The sequence below is a fragment of the Anaerococcus sp. genome, from assembly GCF_030825785.1.
Taxonomy (GTDB): domain Bacteria; phylum Bacillota; class Clostridia; order Tissierellales; family Peptoniphilaceae; genus Anaerococcus.
Map to the genome: position 1 here is coordinate 1 of NZ_JAPJPG010000056.1, position 7720 is coordinate 7720.

General features: G+C 34.8%; 10 protein-coding genes. All 10 read left to right on the forward strand.

Features of this window, described 5'->3' with window-relative positions; all coding sequences use genetic code 11:
- On the forward strand, positions 1 to 224 hold a 224-nt coding region (locus tag RCH56_RS06950), incomplete at its 5' end, for a hypothetical protein (RefSeq protein ID WP_306484254.1).
- Positions 225 to 307: 83 nt separating this feature from the next.
- Entirely contained in the window at positions 308 to 553 is a 246-nt protein-coding gene (locus RCH56_RS06955) for an RNA-binding S4 domain-containing protein (protein ID WP_015777572.1), read from the forward strand.
- Positions 546 to 863 carry a septum formation initiator family protein gene (locus RCH56_RS06960; protein WP_306484255.1) on the forward strand — a complete coding sequence of 106 codons (318 nt, stop codon included), beginning with the start codon at positions 546 to 548 and terminating at the stop codon, positions 861 to 863. The genes RCH56_RS06955 and RCH56_RS06960 overlap by 8 nt, the downstream gene beginning before the upstream one ends.
- Positions 841 to 2217 carry a tRNA lysidine(34) synthetase TilS gene (tilS, locus tag RCH56_RS06965; RefSeq protein ID WP_306484256.1) on the forward strand — a complete coding sequence of 459 codons (1377 nt, stop codon included), beginning with the start codon at positions 841 to 843 and terminating at the stop codon, positions 2215 to 2217. Before RCH56_RS06960 ends, tilS begins: the two co-directional genes overlap by 23 nt.
- On the forward strand, positions 2207 to 2776 hold the full coding sequence (gene hpt / locus RCH56_RS06970) for a hypoxanthine phosphoribosyltransferase (RefSeq protein WP_306484257.1): 570 nt from the start codon (positions 2207 to 2209) through the stop codon (positions 2774 to 2776). Before tilS ends, hpt begins: the two co-directional genes overlap by 11 nt.
- A gap of 34 nt (positions 2777 to 2810) precedes the next feature.
- On the forward strand, positions 2811 to 3302 hold the full coding sequence (locus RCH56_RS06975; RefSeq protein ID WP_306484258.1) for a DUF986 family protein: 492 nt from the start codon (positions 2811 to 2813) through the stop codon (positions 3300 to 3302).
- A gap of 64 nt (positions 3303 to 3366) precedes the next feature.
- Positions 3367 to 4158, forward strand: a complete 792-nt coding sequence (locus RCH56_RS06980; RefSeq protein ID WP_306484259.1) for a type III pantothenate kinase — start codon at positions 3367 to 3369, stop codon at positions 4156 to 4158.
- Complete coding sequence (gene dusB / locus RCH56_RS06985) at positions 4136 to 5116, forward strand: tRNA dihydrouridine synthase DusB (RefSeq protein ID WP_306484260.1); 981 nt, start codon at positions 4136 to 4138, stop codon at positions 5114 to 5116. Before RCH56_RS06980 ends, dusB begins: the two co-directional genes overlap by 23 nt.
- The gene (greA, locus tag RCH56_RS06990) at positions 5103 to 5576 is read left to right on the forward strand and encodes a transcription elongation factor GreA (protein ID WP_306484261.1); all 474 of its coding nucleotides are present in this window, start codon (positions 5103 to 5105) and stop codon (positions 5574 to 5576) included. The genes dusB and greA overlap by 14 nt, the downstream gene beginning before the upstream one ends.
- A 10-nt stretch (positions 5577 to 5586) precedes the next feature.
- On the forward strand, positions 5587 to 7482 hold the full coding sequence (lysS, locus tag RCH56_RS06995) for a lysine--tRNA ligase (protein WP_306484262.1): 1896 nt from the start codon (positions 5587 to 5589) through the stop codon (positions 7480 to 7482).
- Positions 7483 to 7720 lie beyond the last annotated feature (238 nt).

Sequence of the window (7720 nt, forward strand, 5' to 3'; positions counted from 1 at the left end):
ATAAGGTTGAAGAAACTCAAAGAGTATCTGAACAAGTAAGAAAAGAAGAACTTCACGTAAATAAAACTGGTGATGTTAGAGATGTAAATGATGGTTTAAATACAGATACAGTTGAAAAAACAAATACTGATACAGTTGAAAGAGAAAATAATGAACAAGTAGTTGAAGAAGAAAAAGAAGAGGGTGGATTCTTAGATAACCTTTTTGGAAGAAAAGATAAATAAGAATTGACTTTTAAGCCAGGAGATTAATCTTCTGGCTTTTTCTATGCCTTTGCCATAACTTACAAAAAAAGTAAAATAGGGGTATGAGAATAGATAAATTTTTGAAAAATGCTAGAGTTATTAAAAGAAGACAAGTTGCTAAAGAGGCTTGTGAAAACGGCAGGGTTAAAATAAATGAAAAAGAAGCCAAGCCAGGAAGCCTCGTAGAAGAAGGAGACATAGTAGAAGTCGCCTTTGGCAAGAGCAATCTAAAATTTAGGGTCCTAAACTTGATTGACGGAGCCAAGAAGAACGATGCTTTTTCTATGTATGAGGTTATCGATGAGTAAGAAGAATTCGTATCTTAAGCAAAGAAGAAAGAAAAACAAAAGATTTCTATTGACTATCCTATCAATCCTTGCTCTATCGGCGGGATCTTTTAGCCTATACAATAAGGCTATTGAAAAAGAATACGCCAAGGTAAATAAGGATATCGAATCTTTGAATAAGAAAAAAGAAGACTTGCAAATTACCATCAAGTCCTTGAAGGAAGATTACGACAATAGAAATACTGACGAATTTAAGGAAAAGATTGCAAGAGATAGACTAGATATGGTTAAGAAATCCGAAGTGGTCTATGAAGATGACAATAATAAATAAAGTTAGAGAAACTATAAGAGCAAATAAGCTTATAGAAGAAGGTGACTATATCATAGTCGGCGCAAGCGGAGGTCCCGACAGTCAGTTTTTAATCTATGCTTTGATGGAGCTTAGAAAGGAAATGGATTTTACAATTATCCTTGCCCACCTAAACCATCTCCATAGGAGGGAAGCGGATTTTGATGAGAGCCTAGTCGAGGAGACTGCAAAGAAATTTGCCTTAGACTTTAGGAAGAAAGCAGCGAGTATGGATGAGTACGCCAAGAAATATGGCATATCTTCTGAAGATGCTGGAAGAAGGCTGAGGTATGATTTTTTTAGAGAAATCCAGAAGAAATATCCTAAATCAAAAATTGCCGTCGCCCACAATCTAGACGATCAGGCAGAGACTGTCCTTATGAGGATTATTCGAGGAACTGGGGTGGAAGGTCTTAGGTCTATGGATTATAGGAATGGGGATATAATAAGGCCCATCCTAGACATTAAAAAGGCTAAGATCTTAGATTATTTGAACAGCGAACAAATACCCTATGCAATTGATAAGACAAATTTCACGACAGATTATACGAGAAATAAGCTAAGACTTGATATAATTCCAGAGATTGAAAAGATTAATCCAAACTTTAAGGAAAGCCTAGTCAAGCTTTCTGAGATTGCGACTGATGAGATTTCTATTAGCGATTCCTATATAAAAAACATTTATGAAGATATTATTATTCAAAGAAAAACAGATTCTGTAAGCTTTGACAAAGAAGCTTTTGAAAGTCATGATAAGGCCATACAAAAAAGACTTGTAAGAAGGGCCATAGGAGAAATAAAGCAGGAAGTTAGAGATATATCCAAGGAAAATATCGATAATTTTTTAAGTCTAGTTGACCTTGCTAATGGGAAATCTATTATAAAAGATGACTTAATTTTTCTTAAGTCCTATAAGTTTTATAAGATGAGCTTAAGAAAGGAAGATTCACAAAAGAAAACTGGGGAACTTACTATTAATATAGGTGAGGAACTTAGTTTTGGAGGAAAAAGAATCAAGATAAGTTCTGTCTCTGATTTTCAGAAAAAACATGGGAAGAATATCGAATATTTCGACAGGGACAAATTAACTTTTCCTCTAAGTGTAAGATTTAGGAAAAACGGAGATAAGTTTAAGCCGATTGGCTTGGGTCATAGGAAAAAGATCAAAGACTTTTTTATTGATATGAAGGTAGATAAGGAAAAAAGAGAAAAAATCCCCCTTATTTTATCAGAAAATGATATAATATGGGTGACATCTTTTAGAAGCTCGGAGGATTACAAGATAGATCCTTCTACAAAAAATATTATAAAGATAGAGGTATATGATGAAGACTGACTACAGTGACATAATTGAAAGAGTATTGATTGATGAGGAAAGTTTGAAGCTAAAGATAGAACAATTAGCGAAGACCATCAACAGTCATTACGAGAATAAAGATACTTTAATTCTCGTAGGAATTCTCAAGGGTTCGGTAATGTTTATGGCGGAACTTGCCAAAAGTTTAAATATCGACCTTCAGATGGACTTTATGGTAGTTTCTTCTTATGCAGAAAATACCTATTCAAGTGGAAATGTCAAAATCCTAAAGGACCTTGATATTGATATCAAAGACAAGGAAGTTCTAATAGTCGAAGATATAATAGATACAGGCTATACCTTAAAGAAGACCAAGGAAAATCTAATAAATAGAGAAGCAAAAGACGTAAGAATTGTAACCTTACTAGATAAACCTGAAAGAAGAGAAGTAGAAATTAAGCCTGACTGGACAGGATTTAAGATACCAAATGAGTTTGTTGTAGGCTTTGGTCTAGACTTCGATCAAATGTATAGGAACCTACCATATATTGGCGTTGTCAAAAGATCATTTTATGAAAATATAGAAGATGCTAAATAGGTCTTTGGGCCTATTTTGTTTTTGAGGAGGAAAAATGAGGAATTTAGATTCGATGATTATAATTATGTATGGGGCAATAGTAATATTTTTCCTATACAGAATATATAAACAAATGAAAGATAAGAAAAAGCTTGAAGGAGGAATATCAACATTTAAGAGACCTTCATCTAGCTTTGAGATGATTCTTTTTTCGGTATTAGTTGTAACTGGTGGGGTAAATTTCTACGCAGGATACCAACAAGGAAATAAACAAAGTATGCTAACAGCTCTTGTAATGATTGCTCTTGCAATTGTATTTATGATATCAACAAGGGCCAAGCTAAGTCTTGCAGAAAATGGTATCCTCGCTAATTCCAACTTTAGAACTTACAAGGAAATTAGAAAATGGGGCTTTGATACAGACAATGGAGACCTTGTTATGGTTGTCAAAGATAGTAAGGGCGAAAATCGTGAATCAACTAAGGTTAGAAAAGAAGATATAGAAGAGATAAATAAGCTAATTAGAAAATATAAGTTAGGCAAATAAGCTTGAAATTTCACCAAATAACCGTATCATATAAGAGTTAATTTGAAAGTGATTTGGAGATTTTATGTTATTAGTAATAGATATCGGAAACACTAATACGGTTATAGGTGTTTACGAGAAAGAAAATTTGAAATCTAGATTTAGAGTGGCGACCGACCTCAAAAAGACAAGTGATGAATTGGTTGCTACTTTATTTAATATGCTAGCAATTAAGAAAATTAGAGTAGAAGACATCGAAGATACTATAATGAGTTGTGTTGTACCAGACGTTATGTATAACTGGCAGTCTGCTAATAGGAAGCTCTTTGATAGGGAAGCTATAGTAGTAGATTCTGATACGCCAACCTTTCTTACGATTGAATATGAGAATCCTAGAGAAGTAGGAGCTGACAGGATTGTCGATGCTGTAGCTGCCTTTAGCAAATATGGAGGACCAACTATAGTTGTAGATATGGGAACAGCCATTACTTTTGATGTAATTACGGAAGATAGAAAGTATCTCGGTGGTTCAATTGCTCCAGGTATAAGAATCGCCCAAGATGGACTTTTTGGTTCTACTGCCAAACTACCTAAGATCGAGCTTATGGAGCCAGAATCTGCTATTGGTAAGAATACATCTGAATCGATCAATGCAGGTATAATATTTGGCTATATAGGAATGATTGATAATATAATTTCAATCTTAGAGAAAGAAATGGTAGATAAGTACGATATAGACGAAAGCGATATAACAGTTGTAGCTACGGGAGGTTTCTCTGAGCTAATCTCAGCATCTAGTAAATTTATTGAAATTATAGAACCTGATCTAATGCTTGAGGGATTGAGACTAATCTATGAGAGAAACAAAAATCTTTAATGAAATAATGCTTGCTCCCATGGCGGGAATTACCGATTCAGCCTTTAGGCAAATCTGCGAAGAAAATGGCTGTGATAAGACCTTTACCGAAATGGTATCAGTAAACGCCCTTGATTTTAATAATAAGGCGACAGAAGAGATAATGTATACAGCTGATAGTGAGAAAAACTGCAATATTCAGATTTTCGGAAAAGACTGTGATATTATCGAAAGAGTTATCAAGGATAAGATAAATCCTAGGGAAGACTTTAAGGAAATAAGCTTTAATATGGGCTGTCCTGCTCCTAAGATATATAATAACGGACAAGGCTCAGCTTTAATGAGAGATGTGAAGAAAGTCTATGAGATAGGCAAATGCCTTAAAGAATCCACAGACAAGATTGTCAATGTTAAAATCAGAATGGGTATTGATGATGATTCTATAAACTATATAGATGTCGGAAAGGCCTTGGAAGATAGCGGTATAGATTACGTCATCCTTCATGGTAGAACTCGTAAGCAACAGTATTCCGGCAAGGCTGATTGGGTGGCTATTAGAAAACTTAAAGAGACCTTATCGATTCCTGTTATAGCCAACGGTGATGTCTTTAGTGTTAAAGATTACAAAAATATACTAGATGTAACCAAGGCAGACGGAGTAATGATAGCTAGAGGGGCTATGGGTAATCCCTTTATTTTTAGACAGATTAAAGATTACATCCAAGGGAAAGAGACTAGACCCATAAGATATGAGGATATACTTTATACTATAAAAAGACAATATGATCTATCTCTTAGGTACAAGCCTGAAAAACTCGTTATAAATCAAATGAGAAAGCATGTCGGTTGGTACATCAAAGGCCTACCACAAGCTGCAAGCTATAGGGATAGGGTAAATAAATTAAAAACTAGTGAAGAAATATTTGAATTACTAGAAGAATATAGGAAATTTTTAGAGGATAATTATGACAGAAAATAAAGAAGTAATATTAAGTAAAGAATATTTAGAAAAACTTGAAGATGAACTAGAATATCTTAAGACCAAAAAGCGTCCAGAAATTGCTGAAAAAATCAAAGTAGCAAGAAGCTTCGGTGACCTTTCAGAAAACGCAGACTACGATGAGGCTAAAAACGAGCAAGGTGAAGTTGAATCTAGGATTGCCAAGGTTGAAGATATGATTAGAAACGCCAAGACAATCGAAGTTGTTGAAAACTCTGATGAAGTTGGTGTTGGAAATACTGTGACAGTTTACGATGAAGAATTCGACGAAGATTTGGAATATAAAATCGTAGGTACTGCTGAATCAAATCCACTTGAAGGATTTATTTCTAATGAATCGCCAGTTGGTGCTGCCCTTATCGGAAAAAAGGTAGATGAAAGAGTAGAAGTAAGCACACCAAATGGAAAGATGTATTTTGTAATCAAAAATATTAAGTAAAGGAGAAGACATGGCTGATAACAAAGATTTAAATGAAATGCTACAAATTAAAAGAGACAAGCTGGAAGATCTTAAAAAGGAAGGCAAAGACCCTCACAAGATTGTAAACTTTAGGGGTAGAATTGCTTCAAGCCTTATCAAAGATAATTTTGAAAAATATGATGGCGAAAAAGTAAGAATTGCTGGAAGAATTATGGCCAAACGTGGACATGGAAACATGAGTTTCATGGACATCCAAGATGCAGAAGGTCAAATTCAGATAGTAAACCGTAAAAATGTTATTGGCGATGAGTTCAAACAAGTTAAAAAATACGATATAGGTGATATCGTAGGTATAGAAGGAAAAGTATTTAAGACAAATCAAGGAGAGATCTCTATTGAGACAGAAACTCCAATGCTAATGACTAAATCTCTTCAAATGCTTCCTGAAAAATGGCACGGATTAAAGGATCCTGACCTAAGATACAGACAAAGATACCTAGATCTTATAGTAAACCCAGAAGTAAAGAGTGTATTCGTTCAAAGAAGCCAAATCATATCAGAAATCAGGAGATTCCTAGATGGCCAAGGCTTTCTAGAAGTAGAAACTCCAATCCTAAACACAATAGCAGGAGGAGCTACAGCTCGTCCATTTACAACTCATCATAATTCTCTAAATATAGGTATGTACCTAAGAATTGCATCAGAGCTTTACCTTAAGAGATTAATCGTAGGTGGATTTGACAGAGTCTATGAAATCGGAAGAATGTTCAGAAATGAAGGAATGGACGCAACTCACAACCCTGAATTTACAACACTGGAACTTTACCAAGCCTATGGAGATTTTGAAGACATGATGGAAATCACAGAAAATATGGTAGAACATGTTGCAAACAAGGTAAAGGGAACAACAGTTGTAGAATTCGATGGTCATGAGATTGAACTAAAGGCGCCTTGGAAGAGAATCTCAATGATAGATGCAGTTAAAGAGCACTCTGGTGTAGACTTTAATGAAATCAAAACTGATGAAGAAGCAATCGCTATTGCTAAAGAAAAGGGAGTAGAAGTAAAGGAAACAAGAGGCGAGATTATAGCAGAATTCTTCGATGAATTTGTTGAAGATAAACTAATTCAACCAACATTTATCGTTGACTATCCAGTAGAAATTTCACCACTTGCAAAAAGAAAGAACGATGATCCTTCCCTAACATATAGATTCGAAGCCTTCATCAACGGTGCAGAAATAGCTAACGCCTTCTCAGAGCTAAATGATGCCCTAGATCAAAAACAAAGATTCCTTGATCAAGTTGCTAAAAGAGAAGCAGGCGATGACGAAGCACAAATGATGGACTACGACTTCGTAAATGCCCTAGAAATAGGAATGCCTCCGACAGGCGGACTTGGAATAGGAATCGATAGACTAATCATGATTCTAACAGGCCAACACTCAATAAGAGACGTATTACTCTTCCCAACAATGAAGCCAATAGGACTTGAAAAGGAAGAAAGTGATAAACAAAAAATAGATTCAATTGACGAAGATGATGTAGAAATCGACTTTTCTAAAGTACAAATCGAAGATATCTACGAAGATGTAGACTTTGATACCTTCAGCAAATCAGACTTCAGGGCAGTTAAGGTTAAAGATTGTGTAGAAGTGCCAAAGAGCAAGAAGCTCCTACAATTTACCCTAGATGATGGAACCGGCGTTGATAGAACAATCCTATCAGGAATAAAGGCCTACTATAATCCTGAAGATTTAGTAGGAAGAACCCTACTTGCTATAGTAAACCTACCTGCAAGAAAGATGATGGGAGTAGAAAGCCAAGGAATGCTACTATCAGCAATCCACGAAGAAGAAGGCGAAGAAAAACTAAACCTAATCATCCTATCAAATAGAATCCCTGCTGGAGCAAAATTATATTAAAAGATTACGCTAATCATTAAACTGGGGTTTGTAATGAATCCCAGTTTAATTTTTATAATTAGATTAATGAGATGTAATTTAATAGACAGTGTCTGGCAAATCATAGTCAAGAAAATATTAAGTATTAGAGAAAAGGGATTAATCTATTACTTTTTCGTTAGATAAATTACAAACTTAATAGAGGATATAGAAAGTTTCATATAGAAAAATATTTATGGTCTATGAAATAAGATTATAT

What these genes read in the sequence shown, in the direction of transcription:
- hpt (WP_306484257.1), top strand. Translation starts at nt 2,207, where the DNA reads ATGAAGACTGACTACAGTGACATAATTGAAAGAGTATTGATTGATGAG.
- lysS (WP_306484262.1), top strand. Translation starts at nt 5,587, where the DNA reads ATGGCTGATAACAAAGATTTAAATGAAATGCTACAAATTAAAAGAGAC.
- RCH56_RS06960 (WP_306484255.1), top strand. Translation starts at nt 546, where the DNA reads ATGAGTAAGAAGAATTCGTATCTTAAGCAAAGAAGAAAGAAAAACAAA.
- greA (WP_306484261.1), top strand. Translation starts at nt 5,103, where the DNA reads ATGACAGAAAATAAAGAAGTAATATTAAGTAAAGAATATTTAGAAAAA.
- RCH56_RS06980 (WP_306484259.1), top strand. Translation starts at nt 3,367, where the DNA reads ATGTTATTAGTAATAGATATCGGAAACACTAATACGGTTATAGGTGTT.
- tilS (WP_306484256.1), top strand. Translation starts at nt 841, where the DNA reads ATGAAGATGACAATAATAAATAAAGTTAGAGAAACTATAAGAGCAAAT.
- RCH56_RS06975 (WP_306484258.1), top strand. Translation starts at nt 2,811, where the DNA reads ATGAGGAATTTAGATTCGATGATTATAATTATGTATGGGGCAATAGTA.
- dusB (WP_306484260.1), top strand. Translation starts at nt 4,136, where the DNA reads ATGAGAGAAACAAAAATCTTTAATGAAATAATGCTTGCTCCCATGGCG.
- RCH56_RS06955 (WP_015777572.1), top strand. Translation starts at nt 308, where the DNA reads ATGAGAATAGATAAATTTTTGAAAAATGCTAGAGTTATTAAAAGAAGA.